Genomic DNA, 21,944 nt, shown 5'->3' with positions numbered 1-21,944 from the left:
TACGAACTCATGGGTATCCGTAAGTACAAGCCGACCACCCCGGGCCGTCGTGGCTCGAGCGTGGCCGACTTCGTCGAACTGACTCGCTCCACGCCGGAGAAGTCGCTGGTCACGTCCAAGCCGAAGACCGGTGGCCGCAACAACTCCGGCCGGATCACGACCCGGCACATCGGTGGCGGCCACAAGCAGGCCTACCGGCTGATCGACTTCAAGCGCTACGACAAGGACGGGGTTCCGGCCAAGGTCGCGCACATCGAGTACGACCCGAACCGCACCGCCCGGATCGCGCTGCTGCACTACGCCGATGGCGAGAAGCGCTACATCATCGCCCCGAACGGCCTGAACCAGGGCGCGACGGTCGAGGCCGGCGAGGGCGCGGACATCAAGCCCGGCAACAACCTGCCGCTGCGCAACATCCCGGTCGGCACCACGGTGCACGCCGTCGAGATGCGCCCCGGTGGCGGAGCCAAGCTCGGCCGCTCGGCCGGCGCGAAGATCCAGCTGGTCGCCCGCGAGGGCAAGATGGCCACGCTGCGGCTCCCGTCCGGTGAGATGCGCCTGGTCGACGTGCGCTGCCGCGCCACGGTCGGCGAGGTCGGCAACGCCGAGCAGTCGAACATCAACTGGGGCAAGGCGGGCCGCAACCGCTGGAAGGGCGTCCGCCCGACCGTCCGCGGTGTCGCGATGAACCCGATCGACCACCCGCACGGCGGTGGCGAGGGCAAGACCTCCGGCGGCCGTCACCCGGTCAGCCCGTGGGGTAAGCCCGAGGGCCGCACCCGGGACAAGAACAAGGCGAGTTCTCGCCTGATCATCCGCCGCCGCAAGTCCGGCAAGAAGCGCTGATAGGACAGGTGAGGTAACCAATGCCACGCAGCCTGAAGAAGGGCCCCTTCGTCGACGACCACCTGGTCAAGAAGGTCGATGCCCAGAACGAGAAGGGCACCAAGCAGGTCATCAAGACCTGGTCCCGGCGCTCCATGATCACCCCGGACATGATCGGCCACACGATCGCGGTGCACGACGGCCGCAAGCACGTGCCGGTGTTCGTGTCCGAGGCCATGATCGGCCACAAGCTGGGCGAGTTCGCCCCGACCCGCACCTACCGCGGGCACATCAAGGAAGACAAGAAGTCGCGCCGCCGCTGAGGCAGCGAGAAGAGGAACTGATACTCAGATGAGCAACAAAGAGCGACCCACCCGTCGCGCCGCCCTGCTCGGGGATCGTCCTGGCTCGTACGCGATCGCGCGTCACGTCCGGATGAGCCCGATGAAGGTGCGCCGCGTCGTGGACCTGGTCCGCGGCCTGCCCGTCACCGACGCCCTCGACGTGCTCAAGTTCGCCCCGCAGGCGGCCTCCGAGCCCGTGTACAAGGTGGTCGCGTCCGCGACGGCCAACGCGGAGAACACCGAGGGCCTGCGCGCCGACGAGCTGTACGTCTCCCAGGCGTTCGTCGACGAGGGCATGACCCTGCGTCGCATCCGCCCGCGGGCGAAGGGTTCGGCCAGCCGGATCCTGAAGCGCGCGAGCCACATCACCGTCGTCGTCGAACCCAAGGCAGAGAAGGGAGCCTGAGCATGGGCCAGAAGATCAACCCCAACGGCTTCCGCCTCGGGATCACCACCGACCACAAGACGCGCTGGTACGCGGACAAGAACTACTCCGACCTGGTGGCGGAGGACGTGAAGGTCCGGCGCTACCTCGCCAAGACCCTCGAGCGGGCCGGCATCTCCTCCGTGGAGATCGAGCGCCGCAGCGAGCGGGTGACGATCTTCCTGTACGCCGCGCGTCCGGGCATCGTCATCGGCCGCAACGGGGCCGAGGCGGAGCGTGTCCGCGCCGAGCTGGAGAAGCTCACCGGCAAGCAGGTGCAGCTGAACATCCTCGAGGTGAAGAACCCCGAGACCGATGCGCAGCTCGTCGCCCAGGGCATCGCTGAGCAGCTCGGCGCCCGCGTGGCCTTCCGCCGCGCGATGCGCAAGGCGCAGCAGAGCGCGATGCGCGCCGGCGCCCTCGGCATCCGGATCCAGTGCTCCGGTCGTCTCGGCGGCGCCGAGATGAGCCGCTCGGAGTTCTACCGCGAGGGTCGCGTGCCGCTGCACACCCTCCGGGCGGACATCGACTACGGCTTCTACGAGGCGCGCACCACCTTCGGCCGGATCGGCGTGAAGGTGTGGATCTACAAGGGTGACGTCTCCGGCAACCGCGCCGAGCGCGCTGCCCAGAAGGCCGCCCGGCAGGCAGCCGGCGGTCAGCGCCGTCCGGCCCGTGGCCCGCGTCGTGATGGCGCAGGCGCCGGCCGTGGCGATCGTCCGGAGCGTGGCGGACGCCGTCGCGCCGATTCCGTTGCCGAGGGTGCCGCTGCGCCCGAGGCCGTCGAGAGCAACGCAGGAGCCTGAGCATGCTGATCCCACGTCGCGTCAAGCACCGCAAGCAGCACCACCCCAAGCGGACCGGTATGGCCAAGGGTGGCACCAAGCTCGCCTTCGGTGACTACGGCATCCAGGCCCTGGAGTCCTCGTACCTGACGAACCGTCAGATCGAGAGCGCCCGTATCGCCATGACCCGTCACATCAAGCGTGGCGGCAAGGTCTGGATCAACGTCTACCCGGACCGTCCGATGACCAAGCACCCCGCGGAGTCCCGGATGGGTTCCGGCAAGGGTTCGCCCGAGTGGTGGATCGCCAACATCAAGCCGGGTCGCGTGCTCTTCGAGCTCTCCGGTGTGGACGAGCCGGTGGCCCGCGAGGCCATGCGCCTCGCCATCCACAAGCTGCCGTTCAAGGCTCGCTTCATCAAGCGGGAAGTAGGTGACATCTGATGGCCAACACAGTGACGGCCAACGAGCTGCGCGGGCTTTCCCGTGAGGAGCTCAACGCCAAGGTGGTCGAGCTGAAGGAGGAGCTGTTCGGGCTCCGCTTCGCCGCTGCGACCGGCCAGCTGGAGTCCCACGGGCGGCTGCGCGAGGCCCGCAAGGACATCGCCCGGATCTACACCGTGATCCAGGAGCGCAACCTGGGCATCGTGCCCGACCCGGATGAGGACAAGTGAGTCAGATGAGCGAGACTGTGAACACCGAGAGCGAGAGCCGAGGCGGCGCCCGCAAGGTGCGCGAGGGCATCGTCGTGTCCGACAAGATGGACAAGACGGTCGTGGTCAAGATCGAGCAGCGCGTCAAGCACCCGCTGTACGGCAAGGTCATGACGAAGTCAGAGAAGCTCAAGGCGCACGACGAGGCCAACGAGGCCGGCGTCGGTGACCGTGTTCGGGTGATGGAGACCCGGCCGACGTCCGCGACCAAGCGGTGGCGTCTGGTCGAGGTCCTCGAAAAGGCCAAGTGACCAGGAGAGACTGACAATGATCCAGCAGGAGACGCGACTCAAGGTCGCCGACAACACCGGTGCGAAGGAACTCCTCTGCATCCGCGTGCTGGGTGGCTCCAAGCGTCGCTACGCCGGCCTGGGCGACAAGATCGTCGCCACGGTCAAGGACGCCATCCCCGGTGGCAACGTGAAGAAGGGCGAGGTCGTGAAGGCGGTCGTCGTCCGCACGGTGAAGGAGACCCGTCGTCCCGACGGCTCCTACATCAAGTTCGACGAGAACGCCGCCGTGATCCTGAAGAACGACGGGGAGCCCCGCGGCACCCGCATCTTCGGTCCGGTCGGCCGTGAGCTGCGCGAGAAGAAGTACATGCGAATCATCTCGCTCGCGCCGGAGGTGTTGTGAGCATGCATGTGAAGAAGGGTGACCGCGTCAAGGTCATCGCCGGGAAGGACAAGGGCCGCATCGGGGAGATCATCTCCGTCGACCCGCAGGCCGGCCGGGTGATCGTCCAGGGCGTGAACCTCGTGAAGAAGCACAAGCGCGAGACCCAGAACAACCAGACCAGGCAGAACAACGCTGCCGGGATCATCACCACCGAGGCCCCGATCGACGCGTCCAACGTGCAGTTGGTCGTGAAGGTCGACGGCAAGGACGTGGTGACCCGGGTCGGGTACGAGCGCCAGGAGGTGACCAAGCGTCGCGCGGACGGGACCGAGTACTCGGCCGAGCGCAGCGTCCGGGTCGCCCGCAAGACCGGGAAGGAAATCTGATGGCCGCCACTGCGACCGAGACGAAGAGCCTGCCGCGGCTGAAGGAGAAGTACCGCTCCGAGATCGCCCCGGCGCTCAACAAGGAGTTCTCCTACGACAACGTCATGCAGATCCCCGGTCTGGTGAAGATCGTGGTGAACATGGGCGTCGGCGAGGCGGCCCGTGACTCGAAGGTGATCGACGCCGCCGTGCGCGACCTCACCGCGATCACCGGCCAGAAGCCGACCGTGACGAAGGCCCGCAAGTCGATCGCGCAGTTCAAGCTGCGCGAGGGCATGCCGATCGGCTGCCACGTGACCCTGCGCGGTGACCGGATGTGGGAGTTCGCCGACCGGCTGCTCACCCTGGCGCTGCCCCGGATCCGTGACTTCCGCGGCCTGTCGGCCCGCCAGTTCGACGGCAAGGGCAACTACACCTTCGGCCTGACCGAACAGGTGATGTTCCACGAGATCGACCAGGACCGCATCGACAAGCTGCGGGGCATGGACATCACCTTCGTGACCACGGCCACCAACGACGACGAGGGGCGCGCGCTGCTGAAGGCGCTCGGCTTCCCGTTCAAGGCCCCGGCCGACGAGGTCGCCAAGGTCGCCAAGAAGAAGGGCCCGGCGTTCACGGGCAAGAAGAAGAGGTGAACTGACTCATGGCCAAGACCGCTCTGAAGGTGAAGCAGGCTCGCAAGCCGAAGTTCGCCGTCCGCGCCTACACCCGCTGCAGCAAGTGCGGCCGGCCCAAGGCCGTCTACCGCAAGTTCGGCCTGTGCCGGATCTGCGTGCGGGAACTCGCCCACAAGGGTGAGCTGCCCGGCGTCACCAAGTCCTCCTGGTGAGCAGTACCAGGAACCAACCCAACCCGCTGAAGGTCCACCCGATGGTGGAAACCGTGGCGAGAAAGAGGCATCACACGTCATGACCATGACCGATCCGATCGCGGACATGCTGACCCGGCTCAGGAACGCCAACCAGGCGTACCACGAGTCGACGTCCATGCCGCACAGCAAGATCAAGGTGGGGATCGCCGAGATCCTGAAGGCGCAGGGCTACATCGCCGGCTACGAGGTGGCCGAGCCCGAGGCGGGCGAGGTCGGCAAGACCCTCACCCTCACCCTCAAGTACGGGACCAACCGCGAGCGTTCGATCGCCGGCGTCCGCCGGATCTCGAAGCCCGGCCTGCGCGTCTACGCCAAGTCCACCGCGCTCCCCAAGGTCCTCGGCGGCATGGGCATCGCGATCATTTCGACCTCGCAGGGGCTGCTGACCGACCGGGAGGCCAACTCCCGCAGTGTCGGCGGCGAAGTCCTCGCCTACGTCTGGTGAGAAGAAGGAGCTGAACAGATGTCACGAATTGGCAGGCTCCCGATCGCCATTCCGGCCGGGGTCGAGGTCAACCTCGACGGTCAGACGGTGTCGGTGAAGGGGCCCAAGGGTTCCCTGCAGCACACCGTCGCGGAGCCGATCAGGGTTGCGCGCAACGACAGCGGCGAGCTGGAGGTGAGCCGTCCGGACGACGAGCGCGAGAGCCGCTCGCTGCACGGGCTCACCCGCACGCTGGTCGCGAACATGGTCACCGGTGTCACCGACGGCTATGAGAAAAAGCTCGAGATCGTGGGCGTCGGCTACCGGGTGATCTTCAAGGGCCCCGAGCAGCTGGAGTTCAACCTCGGGTTCTCCCACCCGGTCGTCGTGAACGCCCCCGCGGGCATCACGTTCTCGGTGGAGAGCAACACGCGGTTCACCGTCTACGGGATCGACAAGCAGGCAGTGGGCGAGGTCGCGGCCAACATCCGCAAGATCCGCAAGCCCGAGCCGTACAAGGGCAAGGGCGTGCGTTACGCCGGCGAGCGCGTTCGTCGCAAGGTTGGAAAGGCTGGTAAGTGATGGCTATCTCACTGTCCTCGAACAGGGGCATGGCGGACAAGGCCGCGGCGCGGCTGCGTCGGCAGGCCCGGGGCCGCAAGAAGATCGCCGGCACGACCGAGCGTCCGCGCCTGGTGGTGTTCCGGTCCAGCCGGCACATCGCGGCCCAGGTGGTCGACGACACCGCCGGTGTGACCCTCGCGTCCGCCTCGTCCCTGGAGCTTCGCGCCGAGTCCGGCGACAAGTCCGAGAAGGCGAAGGCTGTCGGCAAGCTCGTGGCCGAACGTGCGAAGAAGGCCGGCGTGGAGAACGTCGTCTTCGACCGCGCGGGCAACAAGTACCACGGACGGATCGCGGCGCTGGCTGACAGCGCCCGCGAGGCCGGTCTCGGATTCTGACGGATCGAAAGGTAAGCAAGCGATGAATGGAACCCAGCGCCGCGGTGGCGGTGCAGGTACCGGCGATCAGCAGCGTCGCGGCGGCCGTGAAGACCGTCGTGGCCGCGACCAGGCCGCCGAGAAGGAGAAGAGCAACTACCTGGAGCGGGTCGTCGCGATCAACCGCGTCGCGAAGGTCGTCCAGGGTGGTCGCCGGTTCAGCTTCACCGCGCTGGTCGTGGTGGGCGACGGCGAGGGTACGGTCGGCGTCGGCTACGGCAAGGCCAAGGAGGTGCCCGCGGCGATCGCCAAGGGTGTCGAGGAGGCCAAGAAGCACTTCTTCCGCGTGCCGCGGGTGCAGGGGACGATTCCCCACCCCGTGCAGGGCGAGAAGGCTGCCGGTGTCGTGATGCTGCGTCCGGCCTCGCCGGGTACCGGCGTGATTGCGGGCGGCTCGGCCCGGGCCGTGCTGGAGTGCGCGGGCGTGCACGACGTGCTCGCCAAGTCGCTCGGCTCGGACAACGCGATCAACGTGGTGCACGCCACGGTCGCGGCCCTGCAGAGCCTGGAGGAGCCGGAGTCGGTGGCCAAGCGCCGCGGACTCACGGTCGCCGAGGTCACCCCGGCGGCGCTCCTGCGGGCGCGTGAGGAAGGTGCGCACGCATGAGCAGGCTGAAGGTGACCCAGATCAAGTCTGGGATCGGTGGCAAGCAGAACCAGCGCGAGACCCTGCGCTCGCTGGGTCTGAAGCGCATCGGTGACGTGGTGGTGATCGAGGACCGTCCCGAACTCGTCGGCATGGTCAAGACGATCCCGCACCTCGTCGCCGTCGAGGAGGTCGAGTGACATGGCACTGAAGGTTCATCACCTGCGTCCGGCACCCGGAGCCAAGACCGACAAGACCCGCGTGGGTCGCGGTGAGGGCTCCAAGGGCAAGACCGCCGGCCGCGGCACCAAGGGCACCGGTGCACGGAAGAACACCCCGGAGAACTTCGAGGGCGGGCAGATGCCGCTGCACATGCGGCTGCCGAAGCTTCGCGGCTTCAACAACCCGTTCCGCGTGGAGTACCAGGTGGTCAACGTGGCCCGGATCGCCGAGCTGTTCCCCGAGGGCGGCGCGGTGACCCCGGCCGATCTGGTGGAGAAGGGCGCCGTCCGCGACGGCCAGCTCGTCAAGGTGCTCGGCAACGGGGAGATCTCCGTCGCCGCGCAGGTCAGCGCGCACGCGTTCTCCGCGTCCGCCAAGGCCAAGATCGAGAAGGCCGGCGGCTCCGCCACCGAGCTCTGACGAACGACGCGAGGCCCCCGGCGCTGCCGGGGGCCTCGCTGCGTCCCCGGCTGCTGTCCCCACACAAACGCTCCCGAAACTCGCAGAAGCTCCCGAAATTTCGGGAGCTTCTGCGAGTTTCGGGAGCGTTTGTGCCGACTGGCCGGAGGACGCGAGCGGTGGACGGAGTAGTTGGATGTTCAACCAGGTGTTGTCCGTTTCGCCGAAGTGTTGTCCGTTGCCGGCTGGACCTTGTGGACGGATGATCGAGGGTCGTGAACTGTCGTCCATGACCGTGAGCCGAACCCACCAACTGCTGAGCCTGGGCCAGACCAGCGCCGACCGAGTGCGCCTGGCGAGGACGGGCGAGTTGGTTCGGGTGCGTCATGGTGCGTATGCGGATGAGGCAGCCCACTCGGCACTGGACCGGCACCGCCAGCTCATCGCTGGCACCGTGCCGATCATGACAGCTGAGATGGTGCTCAGCCATGTCAGTGCGGGCATCCTTCACCAATTGCCGAGCTGGGAGTCGACCCTGGGCCAGGTGACGGTGCTCCGGCTGTCCGGCGGTCACGGCTCCCGGCGGCGCAACCTGCACGTCCGGCTCGCGCCCATCGAGGGCGTCGAGATCACTGAGATCGACGGATACCCGGTCACCAGCCTCGAGCGCACGGCGATAGACCTCGGCTGCATCCACGCGTACGAGCGAGCCGTGGCCGTCATGGACGCGGCGCTGCATCGGGAGGCCGGCTTCGAGGTGATGGTGGACACGGTGCAGGCGGCGCGGACGCGGCGTGGCGTGGCGACCGCGCGGGCGGCGCTGACGTTCGCGGACGGCCGGGCGGAAAGCGTGGGGGAGTCGATCAGCCGCGTCCGGATGGCCGCTGCCGGCTTGCCGGTTCCGCAGTTGCAGGTGAACGTCTTCGACGAGTTCGGCATCTGGCTCGCCCGGTCGGACTTCGGCTGGGAGGCGCTGGGGGTGCTGGGCGAGTTCGATGGCCAGTTGAAGTATGTCGGTACGCCCGAGCAGGTCGCCCGAACCGTGATGCGGGAAAAGGATCGGGAGGATCGGCTGCGCGAGCTCGGCTGGGTCGTCGTCCGCTGGAAGTGGGCTGATCTCGCCGATCTGAACGGGTTCCGGCGCCGGATCGAAGCCGCGATCGCGCAGGCCAACCCGTCCGCGGTCCGAGGCTCCGTCCGCCCGTCCTGACCCACCCCGGGAACAAACGCTCCCGAAACTCGTCCGCGCTACCGAAATTTCGGGAGCGCCCGCGAGTTTCGGGAGCGTTTGTGGTCGACGGGGCCGGGAGGGAGGGCCGCGCGCGGGGTGAGGGGCGGGGGGCGGTCCCGCGGACAGGCGGGTCAGGGGGTCTTGGTCGTGGCGCCTCGGCGGCGGGCTTCCCGCCGATGCGGGAAAGTCGCGCGCGGCTTGATAGAGTTCACCGGGTTGTCTGGGCGCGGTGCCGCAGCGACGCCGACGCCGACGGGGCTGCACGGGCAGCGCCTCGAAGTAAGGAGTGGGTCCTCTACATGCTCTCCGCATTCGCGAACGCACTACGGACGCCTGACCTGCGCAGGAAGATCCTGTTCACGCTGATGATCCTGGCGGTGTTCCGCCTGGGCTCGACGATCCCGACGCCCAACGTCAACATCGTGAACGTCGACTCCTGCCGGGCCCAGGCCACCAGCGGCGACACGTCGGGCCTGTACTCGATGATCCAGCTGTTCTCCGGCGGCGCGCTCCTCCAGATGGCGATCTTCGCGCTCGGCATCATGCCGTACATCACCGCCAGCATCATCCTCCAGCTGCTCACCGTGGTGATCCCGCGGCTCGAGGCGCTGAAGAAGGAGGGCGCGTCCGGCACGCAGAAGATCACCCAGTACACGCGGTACCTGACCCTGGTGCTCGCGGTGCTGCAGTCGACCGCGTACGTCACCCTCGCCGTCAACGGCCAGCTGTTCCAGGGCTGCTCGCTCGACCTGGTCTACGACAAGAGCATCTTCCCGATCATCACCATGATCATGACCATGACCGCCGGCACCGGCGTGATCATGTGGCTCGGCGAGCTGATCACCGACCGCGGCGTCGGCAACGGCATGTCCGTGATGATCTTCACCCAGATCGCCGCCCAGTTCCCCGCCTCGCTGTGGGCCATCAAGGAGAGCCACGAGGGCGCCCAGGGCTGGTTCTACTTCATCATCGTGCTGATCATCGGCCTGGCCGTCATGGCCGGCGTCATCTTCATGGAGCAGGCGCAGCGCCGGATCCCCGTCCAGTACGCCAAGCGCATGGTCGGACGCCGACTGCTCGGCGGGTCGACGACCTACATCCCGATGAAGGTCAACCAGGCTGGCGTCATCCCGGTCATCTTCGCCTCGTCGATGCTCTACCTCCCGATCCTGTACGCCCAGTTCCAGCCGGGCACGACCGACAGCCCGAACCCGGTCGCCACCTGGATCTCGACCTACCTCACCACCGGCAACATCGTGTACGAGGCGATCTTCTTCGTCCTGATCATCGCGTTCGCCTACTTCTACGTCTCGATCACCTTCGACCCGGTCGAGGTCAGCGACAACATGAAGAAGTACGGCGGCTTCATTCCCGGCGTCCGTGCGGGCAAGCCCACCGAGCGCTACCTGGCCCACGTGCTGTCCCGGCTCACCGCGCCCGGCTCGCTCTACCTTGCGATCATCGCGCTGATCCCGGCCATCGCCTTCGTCGCCCTCGGCACGGCCAACAAGTTCCCCTTCGGCGGTACATCGATCCTGATCATCGTCGGAGTCGGTCTGGACACTGTGAAGCAGATCCAGAGCCAGCTGCAGCAACGGAACTATGAAGGATTCCTGAGGTGAGACTTCTCATCATGGGCCCTCCCGGTGTGGGGAAGGGAACCCAGGCCGTGGGCATCGCCGCCCATTACGGCATTCCGGCCATCTCGACCGGAGACATTTTCAGAACCAACGTGAAGAACCAGACGCCCCTCGGTCAGGAGGTGTCCCGGATCATGGCCGATGGCGGCTACGTCCCCGACACCATCACCAACGCGATCGTCGCTGATCGCCTGACCGAAGCGGACGCGGCGCAGGGCTGGCTGCTCGACGGCTACCCCCGCACCTCCGGCCAGGTGGACGCGCTCGACGCTGAGCTCGCCCGGACCGGGCAGGGGCTGGACGCGGTCATCTCCCTCGTCGCGGACACCGACGTCCTCGTCGGGCGGTTGCTCAAGCGTGCGGAGCTCGAGGGCCGCGACGACGACAACGCCGACACGATCCGCCACCGCATGGAGATCTACACCGAGGCGACCGACCCGCTGCTGGCGACCTACCGCAGCCGTGACCTGCTGGTCGAGGTGGACGGCATCGGCGCCGTCGACGAGGTCGCGGGCCGGATCACCACCGCGCTCGACGCGAAGCTCGCCTGAGCCGCACGGCTCGCAGGGACCAGGCAGGTTCGACGATGGCGCGACGCTCCTCGATCGAGGTGAAGAGCCCCGAGCAGATCCTGAAGATGCGGGCCGCCGGACTGGTGGTGGGACGCACGCTGCAGACGGTCAAGGAGGCCGCTCGCCCGGGCATCACCACCGCGGACCTCGATGCGGTCGCGCGTGAGTGCATCGCCCGCGCCGGCGCGGTCTCGTCGTTCCTCGGCTACGGAGGCGGCTTCGGGCTGCCGCCGTTCCCCGCGGTGACCTGCATCTCGGTGAACTCCGCGGTCGTCCACGGCATCCCTGGCGACCACGTCCTCGCCGATGGCGACCTGGTCAGCGTCGACTTCGGGGTCTCCCTGGCCGGCTGGCACGGCGACTCCGCGATCACGTTCGCCGTCGGCACGCCGTCCCCGGAGGCCGAGGCGCTCAGTGAGGTCACCCGGCAGGCGATGTGGGACGGGGTCGCGGCGGCCCGGATCGGCGGCCGGATCGGCGACATCTCGCACGCGGTCGAGTCGTCCGTCCGTTCGCACGGGCGGCGGTACGGCATCGTCTCGGAGTACACCGGTCACGGCATCGGGACGGCCATGCACCAGGACCCCGACGTGCCCAACATCGGCCGGCGGGGACGCGGGGAGCTGCTCACCAAGGGCGTCTGCCTCGCCATCGAGCCGATGGTGACGGCGGGCTCCGCCGCCACGGCCACGCTCGACGACGAGTGGACGGTGGTGACCAGGGACGGCTCGCTCGCCAGCCACTGGGAGCACACGGTCGCCCTGACCGGGACCGGCCTGTGGGTGCTCACCGCCGAGGACGGCGGCGAGGCCGAACTCACCGCCCGCGGGGCGAGGTTCGGACCCCTGGGCGACTGATGGCGCCCCGGATCGTCCTCGTCGGCCTCGGTGCCCTCGGTGCGGGCTACGCCAGCCGGCTGCTCGACGCGGGATGCGACCTGCGCGTCCTCGTCGACCCCGGACGTGCCGCCCGGTACGCGGAGCGTCCCACCATCGTGAACGGCAGGCCGTACGACTTCCCGCTCTCGACCGGCGCCGACGGTCCGGCCGACCTGGCCGTCGTCGCGGTCAAGCGGGCGGCGCTGGACGAGGCGATCGCGCTGCTCCGTCCCTGCGTCGACGAGCGGACGGTGATCCTGAGCCTGCTGAACGGGATCGACAGCGAAGAGGTGCTCGCACGGGCGTTCCCCGCCGCCACCGTCCTGCTGGCCGTGAGCGTGGGGATCGACGCGGTGCGCGACGGTCGCGACGTCCGATTCACCTCGCTGGGCCGGATCCTGGTCGGCGAGCCGGCCAACCCGGGACCCGCCGCGGACCGGGTTGCCACGGTGGCAGCACTGCTCACCGGCGCCGGCATCGAGTGCGCGGTGCCCGCCGACATGGTCCGCGAGCTGTGGTGGAAGTGGCTGATCAACGTGGGGGTGAACCAGGTCTCCGCGCTGAGCCGGGCGCCCTACCGCGTGCTCCAGGATCGCGACAACCCCGCGCGGGAGGTGATGGTCGCCGCCCAGCGTGAGGTGATCGCCGTGGCGAACGCCCGCGGGGTCGCGCTCGACGAGCACGACATCGTCCGCTGGCTGGCGGTGCTCGACGGCCTCGGACCGGACAACTACACCTCGATGGCACAGGACGCGCTCGCGGGGCGCCCGACGGAGGTGGACGGCTTCGGCGGCACGGTGGTCACGCTCGGCCGCGAGCTCGGCGTCCCCGTGCCGGTGAACACGGTCCTGTACGGGCTCCTGAAGGGCGCCGAGGCGGCGAGCCCTCCCCGGTGAGGCCGGACGGTACCCTCTTCCGGTGACCAGCACAGCGAAGCGGCGGCTCCTCGCCGGCCTGATCGACCTCGGCCTGATGCTGGCGTGGGCACTACTGGCCGGGGCGGTCATCCTCTCCCTCGCCGCGGCGGGGAGCCTGGGCGGCATCGGTCTGCTCGGGGTGAACGTGGTCGGTATCGCCGCAGTGGTGCTTCCGGTGACGGTCGGCCTCACCGCGCTCGAGGCAGGACGCTACGAGGCCACCCCGGGGAAGCTGAAGTTCGGGCTGCGTGTCCGCCACGACCCCGGCGGCGAGCGGGTCGGGTGGGGACGCTCCTTCGTCCGCAACCTGCTCAAGCTCGGCCTGCCGTGGACGCTGCTCCACCTCGCCGTCGTCTCCGCCGCCATCGGCGGGGGACCGGCGGCCTGGGCGGGGCTCGTCCTCGGCGTCGCTGTGGCTGCCGGCTACGTCGTCTCCCTCATCCGGGGCGACGGACGCACGGTCTACGACCACCTCGCCGGCACGATGGTGATCAGCACCGAGCCGGGCCGCCGGTTCGCCGCCGACTGAGGCCACGCGGCCGTCCCCGCGCCGCACCTGTAGACTCCACCGGTGAGTGAGCCTTCCCTCGACCCCGTCCCGCCGCGCTTCGACGACCTCGGCCTCGACCCCCGTCTGCTCCGCGCGGTGCGCGAACTCGGGTACGAGACGCCGACCGCGATCCAGGCCGCAACGATTCCGCCCCTGCTCGCCGGCTACGACGTGGTCGGCCGCGCGCAGACCGGCACCGGCAAGACGGCGGCCTTCGCGCTCCCCGTCCTGAACGGCCTCACCCACGCCCAGAAGCAGCCCGAGGCGCTGGTCCTGTGCCCCACCCGCGAGCTGGCCCTGCAGGTCTGCGAGGCGTTCGCCAGCTACAGCACCCACCTGCCCGGCGTGCACGTGCTGCCGGTGTACGGCGGCCAGGGGTACGGCGTGCAGCTGAGCGCGCTGCGTCGTGGCGTCCAGGTCGTGGTGGGGACGCCCGGACGCGTGATCGACCACCTGGAGAAGGGCACCCTCGACCTGACCCGGCTGCGGTTCCTCGTCCTCGACGAGGCCGACGAGATGCTGAAGATGGGCTTCGCGGAGGACGTCGAGACCATCCTGGCCGACACCCCCGGCGACAAGCAGGTGGCGCTCTTCTCCGCGACCATGCCCGCGCCGATCCGCAAGATCGCCAAGAAGTACCTCACCGAGCCGGTGGAGGTGCACATCAAGACCTCCACCACGACCGTCGTCACCACCAGGCAGCGCTACCTGAAGGTGCCGCACTCGAAGAAGCTGGACGCCCTCACCCGCATCCTCGAGACCGAGAACTTCGAGGCGATGATCATCTTCGCCCGCACCAAGCAGGAGACCGAGCAGCTCGCCGAGCGGCTGCGGGCGCGCGGGTTCTCCGCCGTCGCGCTCAACGGTGACGTCGCCCAGGCCCAGCGCGAGCGGACGATCAACCAGCTCAAGGACGGCCGCCTCGACATCCTCGTCGCCACGGACGTGGCCGCACGCGGCCTCGACGTCGACCGGATCAGCCACGTCGTGAACTACGACATCCCCACCGACACCGAGTCCTACGTGCACCGGATCGGACGCACCGGGCGGGCCGGCCGGTCCGGGGACGCGATCTCGTTCGTCACGCCCAAGGAGTTCCGGCTGCTGCACGCCATCGAGAAGGCGACCCGGCAGGAGGTCTCCCCGATGCCGCTGCCGACCATCGACGACGTGAACAGCACCCGCCTGGGCAAGTTCGACGACGCGATCACCGCGGCGCTGGAGTCGGAGACGGTCGACTTCTTCCGGGACGTCGTCACCCACTACGTGCGTGAGCACGACGTGCCGGAGCTGGACGTGGCCGCCGCGCTCGCCGTCGTCCTGCAGGGCGACGTGCCGCTGCTGCTGGAGGAGAGCGCGGAGGCGCCCGCCGACGACCGCGACGCCAGGGGTGCGAGGGCCGACCGCGGGGAGCGCGGCGACCGTCGCGAGCGCGAGCCCCGGCCGCGCGGCCCCCGCGACTTCGCCACCTACCGGATCAACGTGGGACGTCGGCACCGCGTGCAGCCCCGCCAGATCGTGGGCGCGCTCGCGAACGAGGGTGGTCTGGGCAGGGACGACTTCGGGCACATCGACATCCGGATCGACCACTCGCTGGTCGAGCTGCCCGCGCAACTGCCCCCGGGCGCCTGGGACGCGCTGGCCGACACCCGGATCTCGGGGAAGCTGATCGAGCTGTCCCGGGTGGGGGCCGACCGCGGCGGCAAGAAGCCGCGCCGGCGCAGCTGACCGGTCGGTCTTCGCGACGTGGTTCGACAACGACGGCACGATCGGAACCGTCCCCATCGTGCCGGGCTGTGATCGGGTGGTCGTGGGGCGGTTTCGACACGGCCCTGAAACACAGGGGGATTCCGCCCGTTACACGCCCCGCCTAACCTGACCATCGTGAGCCTGCTGTTTCGCGATTACGCCGGCACCCCGAAGGCCTTCGACGAGGTGGTGGGTGCCGAGGGCGTGCGGGTGGCCTACGGATCGGTGCTCCGGCAGCTGGCGAAGCTGGACTCCGACGAGGTCCGCGCCCGTGCCGAGTACCTCAAGTCGACCTATCTGGACCAGGGCGTCACCTTCGACATCGGTGGCGAGGAGCGTCCGTTCCCCCTCGACATCGTCCCCCGCGTGCTGCTGGCCGACGAGTGGGCCGAGGTGGAGGAGGGCGTCGCGCAGCGCGTCCGAGCCCTCGAGGCGTTCCTCTCCGACGTCTACGGCGAGGGCAGGGTGTTCCGGGACCGGGTGATCCCGCGCCGCGTCGTGGTCACCTCGCCGCACTACCACCGGGTGATGGCCGGCGTGCGGATGCCCAACGGGGTCCGGTGCCACGTGGCCGGCATCGACCTCGTCCGCGACGAGGTCGGACGCTTCCGCGTGCTCGAGGACAACGTCCGGGTGCCGTCCGGGGTGTCGTACGTCATGACCAACCGCAGGGCGATGTTCTCCGCGCTGCCCGAGGTGACCTCGCGGCACCGGATCCGCCCGGTGGAGGGCTACCCCCTGCACCTGCTGGCCGCGCTGCGGGCGGCCGCGCCGAGCGGCGTCAGCGACCCGACCGTCGTCGTGCTCACCCCCGGCGTGTACAACTCCGCGTACTTCGAGCATGCGCTGCTGGCCCGGATGATGGGCGTCGAGCTGGTCGAGGGCCGCGACCTCGTCTGCCACAACGGACGCGTCTCGATCCGCACCACCCAGGGCCTCAAGCCCGTCCACGTGATCTACCGCCGCGTCGACGACGAGTTCCTCGACCCGGCCCAGTTCAAGTCGGACTCGATGCTCGGCTGCGCGGGCCTGGTCACCGCGGCGCGGGCGGGCAATGTGACGATCGCCAACGCGATCGGCAACGGGGTGGCAGACGACAAGCTCGTCTACACCTACATCCCGGACCTGATCCGCTACTACCTCCACGAGGAGCCGAAGCTCGCCAGCGTCGACACCTGGCGGATGGAGGAGCCGTCGCACCGCGAGGAGGTGATGGACCGGCTCGCCGAGCTCGTCCTCAAGCCCGTGGACGGGTCGGGCGGCAAGGGGATCGTGATCGGCCCGAGGGCCAACGCCCGGCAGCTGGACGCCCTGCGCGCCCGGATCCTGAAGGACCCGCGCGGCTGGATCGCCCAGCCGGTGGTGCAGCTGTCCACGGTGCCGACGATGATCGAGGGGAAGATGGCGCCCCGCCACGTCGACCTGCGCCCGTTCGCCGTCAACTCCGGTGACGACGTCTACGTGCTGCCGGGCGGGCTGACCCGGGTCGCCCTGCCCGAGGGCGAGCTGATCGTGAACTCCAGCCAGGGCGGCGGGTCCAAGGACACCTGGGTGCTGGCCCGGGACGGCGTCCGCGGGACGCGGCGCCGGCGGCGTCCGCGCGAGGCCGTCTCCAGCGTCCCGCAGGCCGACCTCGGCGAGGAGAAGGTGCAGCAGCAGCAGGCCCAGCAACAGCAGCAGGCGAGGATCGGCGGTGCGGCGTGCTGAGCCGGATCGCCGAGTCCCTGTTCTGGATCGGTCGCTACCTGGAGCGGGCCGAGGACACCACCCGGATCGTCGAGGTGCACCTGCAGCTGCTGCTCGACGACCCGACCGTTGACCAGGACGACGCCGCCCTGAACCTGCTCGCCGTGATGGGCGCCCCGGAGGGGGAGACCGCCGACACGAACGAGGTGTTCCGGGTGCTCTGCTACGACCCGCTGTCGGCGTGTTCGGTGGCCGCGGCGCTCGGTGGCGCCCGCGAGGCGGCCCGGAGGGCGCGCGAGACCGTCTCGATCGAGATGTGGGAGGCCATCAACACCACCTGGAATTCGGTGAAGGGCGGCCGGTTGCAGCGGATGCGTCCCGCCTCGGCGTTCCGGCTCGTCCGAGAGCGGTGCGCGGTCATCTCCGGCACCGCCGACCAGACGATGAGCCACGACGAGGGCTGGCACTTCCTGACCCTGGGCCGCAGCCTGGAGCGGGTCGACATGACCGCGCGGCTGATCTCCAACGCCCACGTGACCGGCGGCCAGAGCGCGTGGAGCAACGTGCTGCGTGGCTGCGGCGCCCACCACGCCTTCGTCCGCACCTACGGGGGCGTGACGACCGACAAGGACGCGGCGGAGTTCCTGCTGCTCGACCGGCTGTTCCCGCGCTCTGTCGTGCACAACCTCGCCGCGGCGGAGGCCGCGCTCGCCGACCTGGACTTCGCCGGCGGCCGCAGGGTGGGCTTCGACGACGAGGCGCGCCGCCTGCTCGGCACCGCGCGCGCGGCGCTGGAGTACCGGGCGCCGGGCCGCATCCTCGAGGACCTGCCGCACCGGATGACCGACCTGCAGCGGATCTGCAACCAGGTCAGCGAGACGGTCACGCAGCGGTACTTCAGCGGCGCGACCGCCGCCACCTGGAGCGGAGGCATCTGATGGGACGGCAACTGCGGATCGTCCACCACACCGGCTACCGGTACGACGGCATGGTCAGTGCCTCCCACAACGAGGTGCGGATGACCCCGCGCGCGACCAGGGAGCAGTACGTGCTGGCCACCCGCCTGGACATCTCGCCGATGGCGTGGTCGCACTCCTTCGTCGACTACTGGGGTACCCCGGTCACCGCGTTCGAGATCGCCGAGCCGCACAGCAGGATGGACGTCGTGGCGACGTCCACCGTCGATGTCGGCGACCGGCTCGCCGTCGGACCGGGGGTGAGCTGGGAGGCCCTGGCCGACCCGGCGCTGTGCGACCAGCAGGTGGAGTTCCTCGCCCCGTCCGAGCACGTCGAGCCGCCGGCGGAGCTGCGCCGGTTCGCCGCGGAGGCCGCGAAGTCCGCCGACCGGCCGGTCGAGGCCGTCCGGGAGATCATCGAGCGGATCCGCGACCGGGTCGCCTACGTGCCCGGGTCGACAGAGGTGAGTACGACGGCCACCGCCGTCTGGGAGGCGCGGGCCGGCGTCTGCCAGGACCTCGTCCACCTCGCCCTCGGCGCCTTGCGTGGCGTCGGGATCCCGACCCGCTACGTCTCCGGCTACGTGATGCCGAACGCCGCCCCGGTCGTCGGTGAGGCGCGGACGGGGGAGTCCCACGCCTGGTTGCAGTACTGGGACGGGGCGTGGGTCGGCCTCGACCCGACGAATGACACCGCACCGGGCGACTTCCACGTCGAGGTCGGGGTCGGCAGGGACTACTTCGACGTCACCCCGCTCAAGGGCGTGTACTCCGGTTCGCAGTCCTCCGACCTGTTCGTCGAGGTGGAGATCACCGTCCTCGCCTGACGCCGTCGCGCCGCTGCCGTCAGCGGCGCCGGGGGAGCGGCCCCGGCCGGTACTCCTTGTTGGTGGGACGCATGTCCTCGCCGGTCAGTTCGGCGTGGACGCGGTAGGCGGCCAGCGCCCCGGTCAGCAGCTGTGCCCAGGCGTCGGTCCCGCCCGGTGACCACGCCGAAGCGACGATCACTCCCGGTTTCGCGGGCTGCAGCCGCGGCAGGTCGAGCAGCGTGCGCCACGACGTCCACAGGGGCCCGCCGCCCGGTGCCCGCTGGAGTCGTTGGGCCGTGCGCAGGTCGGGCCGCTCGCGGGTCAGGTCGGCGTGGGTGAACGGGTCGACCGCGCTGACCACGGTCTCGGCGACCAGGTCCCCGGCCGTCGTGGTCAGGCGGTGGCCACCGTGGGGGTCGACCCGGATCGAGAGCACCTCGACGCCGCTGCGCACCTCCGCACCCCGCGCCCCGAGGCGCTCGACGAGCAGGCCGACCAGGGCGGCCGCCGGCTGCGGGACCCCCCGGGTGTCGACCAGCTGCCAGCGGCCGAAGACGCGCTCGACCGACAGCCGGGTCGCGTGCCAGCCGGGCAGCCGGGCCGGGTCCTGGCCCAGCCGTGCGGCCACCTCGAGCACGAGGTCGGCCAGCGGAGGGACCCGTCCGGCGAGCCGGGCGATGCTCGTCCGGGGCGCCAGCACCGCCCGGTCGGCGGCCGTCAGCCGGCCGTCGAACTCGGCCTCGAGGCCGAGCCTGCGCAGCACCTGCCACGTCCCGTCGAGCTCGTCGAGCAGGTCGCGCCACGCCGCGGCGGTGTCCTGGCCGAAGCGGGGGGCGAGCACCGCCCACTGCGCGCCCCTGTCGGTGGGCAGGGCGAGCGCCGAACCGTCGGACAGAGTGAACGACCGCGGGGGAGCGGGTACCAGCTCGAGCCCGGCCCTGCCCAGTTCGGCGTCGAGGCTGCGGCCGGTCTTCCGGAACAGGTCGCGCCACGCCGCGGGGAGGGTGAGGACGGTGCCGCCGGGCTCGGTGGCGACACCGATGCCCGTGCCCGGAACCGGGGCGTTGTCACACACGACGACCTCGTGGCCGGCCCTGGCGAGGCGGGCCGCAGCCGCGAGCCCGGCGAGACCCGCACCGACGACGACGATCAATGGGTGGCCAGCCAGGCCCGGAGCGCGGCGACGCCCTTGCGGATCTGGGCAAGGAGGAGGATGGCGAGCGCGATCGTCCCTGCGAGCAGGAGGGCGGCGAGGAGCGCGGCCTGGACGGGGTAGGCGATCGCGAGCGAGAGCACGGTGATCAGTGCGGCGTCGCCGACCAGCGACGCCCCGATGTTGCTGATCGGCTCGGGCGAGGTGTTCACGGCCAGCCGGACGCCGGCGCGCGCGGTGTGGCTGACCAGCGCGGTGACGCCGCCGAGGGCGCCCATCGTGACCGGCAGCAGGTCGCCGTTCGCCCCGGCCAGCAGGGCGCCGATCAGCGCGCCGGCGACGGGCCGGATGAAGGTGGACACCGCGTCCCAGATCGAGTCGAGGTAGGGGATCTTGTCCGCGAAGAACTCGACGACGGCCAGGACGCCCATGATCACCAGGACGTCGGTCCGCTGGAAGCCCTCGGGGATCCCCGCCACCCCGCCGAGCCTGCCGATCAGCCCGAGCAGGAAGACGGTCGCGTACGCGTTGAGGCCACTCGCCCACCCGCTGGCAAAGGTCATGGCCACCACGTCCATGCCGGAATCGTAGTCGCGGGCACCGCGCCGCCGGGGGACCAGCGCCGTGACGGGCACCCGTCACGACGCTGAGGGCCACCGTTGGGTACCGAGCGCCAGGGTTGCCGTCGAGAGCCCGTGCCTGGACGAGGGCTGTCGACGGGAAGGGTGGCTCTCGGCGATGTCGGGTGGCGGGCCCTTGACGCATTGTCAGAGCGGGTGGTTATCATGGTGCTCATTCGAACGAACGTTCGATAACGCGGGCAGGGGAAGCCCGCGCACCGGGAGACGGGCGACCGTCCCGGAACGGCCCCGGCGCCGACGTCCCCGCCGTCGTGGGAGTGGACTCGACCCCCGCTTCCCACGTCGTGCGGGCCGCGTCCACGCCGGGGCCGGGCATTCCCGGGGTACCGCAGGAGGGCGGCCGACATGGGTGGTGACGAGGTGCCACGGGTGGTCATGTGTGTGGACATGGACGCCTTCTACGCCTCCGTGGAGTTGCGGCGTCATCCGGAGTGGCGTGACGTGCCGATGTGGGTCGGCGGCGCGCACCGCGGGGTGGTGCTGTCGGCGAACTATCCCGCCCGTGCGTTCGGCGTCCGCGGCGGCATGTCCTCGACCAGGGCGCGCAGGCTGTGCCCCCACGCCGTGTGCGCGCCACCGGACTTCGACGCCTACACCGAGGTCAGCGCGGGGATCGTCGCCGTGCTCGAGACGTTCACGGCCAAGGTCGAGAGCGCATCGATCGACGAGGCGTACCTCGACCTCACGGGCTCGGAGCGGACCGTCGGCCCCGCCGCGCTCCTGGGGGAGCGGATCCGTGCGATCGTCCACGACGAGCAGGGCATCTGCTGCTCGGTCGGGATCGGGCCGAACAAGCTCGTCGCCAAGATGGCCTGCAACGCGGCCAAGCCGGACGGGCTGCGCGAGGTCGCCCCTGCCGATGTGGTCGCGTTCCTGCACCCGCAGCCGGTGGGGAACCTGGTCGGGGTCGGTGAGAGCACGGGGGCCCGGCTCGGACCACTGGGGGTGGTGACCGTGGGTGACCTGGCCGCGCTCCCGCGCAGTGCCGTGCAGGCCGCGTTCGGGCTCCGGGCCGGCGCACTCCTGCACGACCTGGCCTGGGGGCGCGACCACAGCAGGGTGGTCGCCCGTCCCGGCGAACGCGGGGTCGGCTGCCAGGAGACCTTCGGCCGCGACCTCCTCGACGACGAGCGCGTCCACGCCGAACTGCTCCGGGTCGTGGTCAAGGTCACGTCCCGCATGCGCGCCGCCGGGGTACTCGGACGGACGGTCACGCTCACGCTGCGGTACGCGGACTTCCGGACGGTGTCGAAGGCGCTGACACTGCCCGCGCCGACCGACCTGACCGACGAGGTCTACGACGTCGCCCGCCACCTTTACGCAATACTGCGGACGCCCCGCAGCCCGGTCCGTCGGGTCGGAATCCGGGTGACAGGGCTGGCCGACATCGGCGCCGTCTCCCTACAGCCGACCCTTGACGCCCCCGACCGCGGCTGGCGGGACGCCGAACGTGCCGCTGACAACGTGATCCGGCGGTTCGGGCCGACCGCGGTGCGCAGGGCGGTGCTGACGAGGCGCGAGCGGCCGTGACGGCGGCCCTGACGAGCACCGACAGTTCCGAAAACCCA

Annotated in this window: 30 protein-coding genes; 28 read left to right on the top strand and 2 right to left on the bottom strand. The window is 70.0% G+C overall.

From position 1 onward, the window contains the following. Positions 1–9 precede the first annotated feature (9 nt). From rplB to QM779_RS07170, 27 genes are all read left to right on the top strand, one after another. Positions 10–846: a 50S ribosomal protein L2 gene (gene rplB, locus QM779_RS07300; protein ID WP_428533723.1), complete on the top strand. Its 837-nt coding sequence runs from the start codon at positions 10–12 to the stop codon at positions 844–846. Positions 847–866: 20 nt separating this feature from the next. After that, entirely contained in the window at positions 867–1,148 is a 282-nt protein-coding gene (rpsS, locus tag QM779_RS07295; protein ID WP_415153272.1) for a 30S ribosomal protein S19, read from the top strand. A 28-nt stretch (positions 1,149–1,176) separates the two neighbouring features. Next, a complete protein-coding gene (gene rplV, locus QM779_RS07290) occupies positions 1,177–1,575 on the top strand; it encodes a 50S ribosomal protein L22 (protein ID WP_428533721.1) in 399 nt (132 codons plus the stop codon). 2 nt (positions 1,576–1,577) lie between these two features. Beyond that, positions 1,578–2,399 carry a 30S ribosomal protein S3 gene (gene rpsC, locus QM779_RS07285; RefSeq protein ID WP_428533719.1) on the top strand — a complete coding sequence of 274 codons (822 nt, stop codon included), beginning with the start codon at positions 1,578–1,580 and terminating at the stop codon, positions 2,397–2,399. A gap of 2 nt (positions 2,400–2,401) precedes the next feature. After that, positions 2,402–2,821: a 50S ribosomal protein L16 gene (gene rplP / locus QM779_RS07280; RefSeq protein ID WP_415154589.1), complete on the top strand. Its 420-nt coding sequence runs from the start codon at positions 2,402–2,404 to the stop codon at positions 2,819–2,821. Beyond that, positions 2,821–3,051: a 50S ribosomal protein L29 gene (gene rpmC, locus QM779_RS07275; RefSeq protein WP_415154590.1), complete on the top strand. Its 231-nt coding sequence runs from the start codon at positions 2,821–2,823 to the stop codon at positions 3,049–3,051. Before rplP ends, rpmC begins: the two co-directional genes overlap by 1 nt. A gap of 5 nt (positions 3,052–3,056) precedes the next feature. After that, on the top strand, positions 3,057–3,341 hold the full coding sequence (gene rpsQ / locus QM779_RS07270; RefSeq protein WP_428533716.1) for a 30S ribosomal protein S17: 285 nt from the start codon (positions 3,057–3,059) through the stop codon (positions 3,339–3,341). 16 nt (positions 3,342–3,357) lie between these two features. Beyond that, the gene (rplN, locus tag QM779_RS07265) at positions 3,358–3,726 is read left to right on the top strand and encodes a 50S ribosomal protein L14 (RefSeq protein ID WP_098460480.1); all 369 of its coding nucleotides are present in this window, start codon (positions 3,358–3,360) and stop codon (positions 3,724–3,726) included. Positions 3,727–3,728: 2 nt separating this feature from the next. After that, positions 3,729–4,094, top strand: a complete 366-nt coding sequence (rplX, locus tag QM779_RS07260) for a 50S ribosomal protein L24 (protein ID WP_415154592.1) — start codon at positions 3,729–3,731, stop codon at positions 4,092–4,094. Next, complete coding sequence (gene rplE, locus QM779_RS07255) at positions 4,094–4,729, top strand: 50S ribosomal protein L5 (RefSeq protein WP_428533714.1); 636 nt, start codon at positions 4,094–4,096, stop codon at positions 4,727–4,729. Before rplX ends, rplE begins: the two co-directional genes overlap by 1 nt. An 8-nt stretch (positions 4,730–4,737) precedes the next feature. Next, entirely contained in the window at positions 4,738–4,923 is a 186-nt protein-coding gene (locus tag QM779_RS07250) for a type Z 30S ribosomal protein S14 (RefSeq protein ID WP_428533712.1), read from the top strand. A gap of 79 nt (positions 4,924–5,002) precedes the next feature. Next, positions 5,003–5,410, top strand: a complete 408-nt coding sequence (gene rpsH, locus QM779_RS07245; protein WP_428533710.1) for a 30S ribosomal protein S8 — start codon at positions 5,003–5,005, stop codon at positions 5,408–5,410. A gap of 18 nt (positions 5,411–5,428) precedes the next feature. After that, positions 5,429–5,971: a 50S ribosomal protein L6 gene (gene rplF / locus QM779_RS07240; protein WP_428533708.1), complete on the top strand. Its 543-nt coding sequence runs from the start codon at positions 5,429–5,431 to the stop codon at positions 5,969–5,971. Continuing rightward, positions 5,971–6,348: a 50S ribosomal protein L18 gene (rplR, locus tag QM779_RS07235; RefSeq protein ID WP_428533706.1), complete on the top strand. Its 378-nt coding sequence runs from the start codon at positions 5,971–5,973 to the stop codon at positions 6,346–6,348. Before rplF ends, rplR begins: the two co-directional genes overlap by 1 nt. A 22-nt stretch (positions 6,349–6,370) precedes the next feature. After that, the gene (gene rpsE, locus QM779_RS07230; protein WP_428533704.1) at positions 6,371–6,994 is read left to right on the top strand and encodes a 30S ribosomal protein S5; all 624 of its coding nucleotides are present in this window, start codon (positions 6,371–6,373) and stop codon (positions 6,992–6,994) included. Beyond that, positions 6,991–7,173 (top strand): 50S ribosomal protein L30, encoded by a 183-nt coding sequence (gene rpmD / locus QM779_RS07225; RefSeq protein ID WP_415154599.1) that lies wholly within the window; start codon positions 6,991–6,993, stop codon positions 7,171–7,173. Before rpsE ends, rpmD begins: the two co-directional genes overlap by 4 nt. 1 nt (position 7,174) lies before the next feature. Continuing rightward, a complete protein-coding gene (gene rplO / locus QM779_RS07220) occupies positions 7,175–7,615 on the top strand; it encodes a 50S ribosomal protein L15 (protein WP_428533702.1) in 441 nt (146 codons plus the stop codon). A 175-nt stretch (positions 7,616–7,790) separates the two neighbouring features. Further along, positions 7,791–8,804: a hypothetical protein gene (locus QM779_RS07215; protein ID WP_428533700.1), complete on the top strand. Its 1,014-nt coding sequence runs from the start codon at positions 7,791–7,793 to the stop codon at positions 8,802–8,804. 320 nt (positions 8,805–9,124) lie between these two features. Then, positions 9,125–10,447, top strand: coding sequence for a preprotein translocase subunit SecY (secY, locus tag QM779_RS07210; RefSeq protein WP_428533698.1), 1,323 nt, complete (start codon positions 9,125–9,127; stop codon positions 10,445–10,447). Next, complete coding sequence (locus QM779_RS07205; RefSeq protein ID WP_428533696.1) at positions 10,444–11,016, top strand: adenylate kinase; 573 nt, start codon at positions 10,444–10,446, stop codon at positions 11,014–11,016. The genes secY and QM779_RS07205 overlap by 4 nt, the downstream gene beginning before the upstream one ends. Before the next feature lie 35 nt (positions 11,017–11,051). Then, entirely contained in the window at positions 11,052–11,894 is an 843-nt protein-coding gene (map, locus tag QM779_RS07200; RefSeq protein ID WP_428533694.1) for a type I methionyl aminopeptidase, read from the top strand. Further along, on the top strand, positions 11,894–12,811 hold the full coding sequence (locus tag QM779_RS07195) for a ketopantoate reductase family protein (RefSeq protein WP_428533692.1): 918 nt from the start codon (positions 11,894–11,896) through the stop codon (positions 12,809–12,811). The genes map and QM779_RS07195 overlap by 1 nt, the downstream gene beginning before the upstream one ends. A 22-nt stretch (positions 12,812–12,833) precedes the next feature. Next, positions 12,834–13,361: an RDD family protein gene (locus tag QM779_RS07190; protein ID WP_428533690.1), complete on the top strand. Its 528-nt coding sequence runs from the start codon at positions 12,834–12,836 to the stop codon at positions 13,359–13,361. A gap of 42 nt (positions 13,362–13,403) precedes the next feature. Further along, a complete protein-coding gene (locus tag QM779_RS07185; protein WP_428533688.1) occupies positions 13,404–15,110 on the top strand; it encodes a DEAD/DEAH box helicase in 1,707 nt (568 codons plus the stop codon). A gap of 156 nt (positions 15,111–15,266) precedes the next feature. Next, positions 15,267–16,838 carry a circularly permuted type 2 ATP-grasp protein gene (locus tag QM779_RS07180; RefSeq protein ID WP_428533686.1) on the top strand — a complete coding sequence of 524 codons (1,572 nt, stop codon included), beginning with the start codon at positions 15,267–15,269 and terminating at the stop codon, positions 16,836–16,838. Beyond that, entirely contained in the window at positions 16,832–17,755 is a 924-nt protein-coding gene (locus QM779_RS07175) for an alpha-E domain-containing protein (RefSeq protein ID WP_428533684.1), read from the top strand. The genes QM779_RS07180 and QM779_RS07175 overlap by 7 nt, the downstream gene beginning before the upstream one ends. Beyond that, entirely contained in the window at positions 17,755–18,600 is an 846-nt protein-coding gene (locus QM779_RS07170; RefSeq protein ID WP_428533682.1) for a transglutaminase family protein, read from the top strand. Before QM779_RS07175 ends, QM779_RS07170 begins: the two co-directional genes overlap by 1 nt. Before the next feature lie 19 nt (positions 18,601–18,619). Here QM779_RS07170 and QM779_RS07165 read toward each other — a convergent pair whose 3' ends face one another. Further along, positions 18,620–19,735: an FAD-dependent oxidoreductase gene (locus tag QM779_RS07165; protein ID WP_428533680.1), complete on the bottom strand. Its 1,116-nt coding sequence runs from the start codon at positions 19,733–19,735 to the stop codon at positions 18,620–18,622. Continuing rightward, complete coding sequence (locus tag QM779_RS07160) at positions 19,732–20,313, bottom strand: DUF4126 domain-containing protein (RefSeq protein ID WP_428533678.1); 582 nt, start codon at positions 20,311–20,313, stop codon at positions 19,732–19,734. The genes QM779_RS07165 and QM779_RS07160 overlap by 4 nt, the downstream gene beginning before the upstream one ends. Positions 20,314–20,721: 408 nt before the next feature. Between QM779_RS07160 and dinB the strand changes: the two genes are divergently transcribed. Then, positions 20,722–21,906 (top strand): DNA polymerase IV, encoded by a 1,185-nt coding sequence (dinB, locus tag QM779_RS07155; RefSeq protein ID WP_428533676.1) that lies wholly within the window; start codon positions 20,722–20,724, stop codon positions 21,904–21,906. Positions 21,907–21,944 lie beyond the last annotated feature (38 nt).

Source organism: Propionicimonas sp., from assembly GCF_049840635.1.
Lineage (GTDB): Bacteria > Actinomycetota > Actinomycetes > Propionibacteriales > Propionibacteriaceae > Propionicimonas.
Note: the sequence above shows the minus strand (reverse complement) of the source record. Positions and strands in the feature narration are given on the sequence as shown.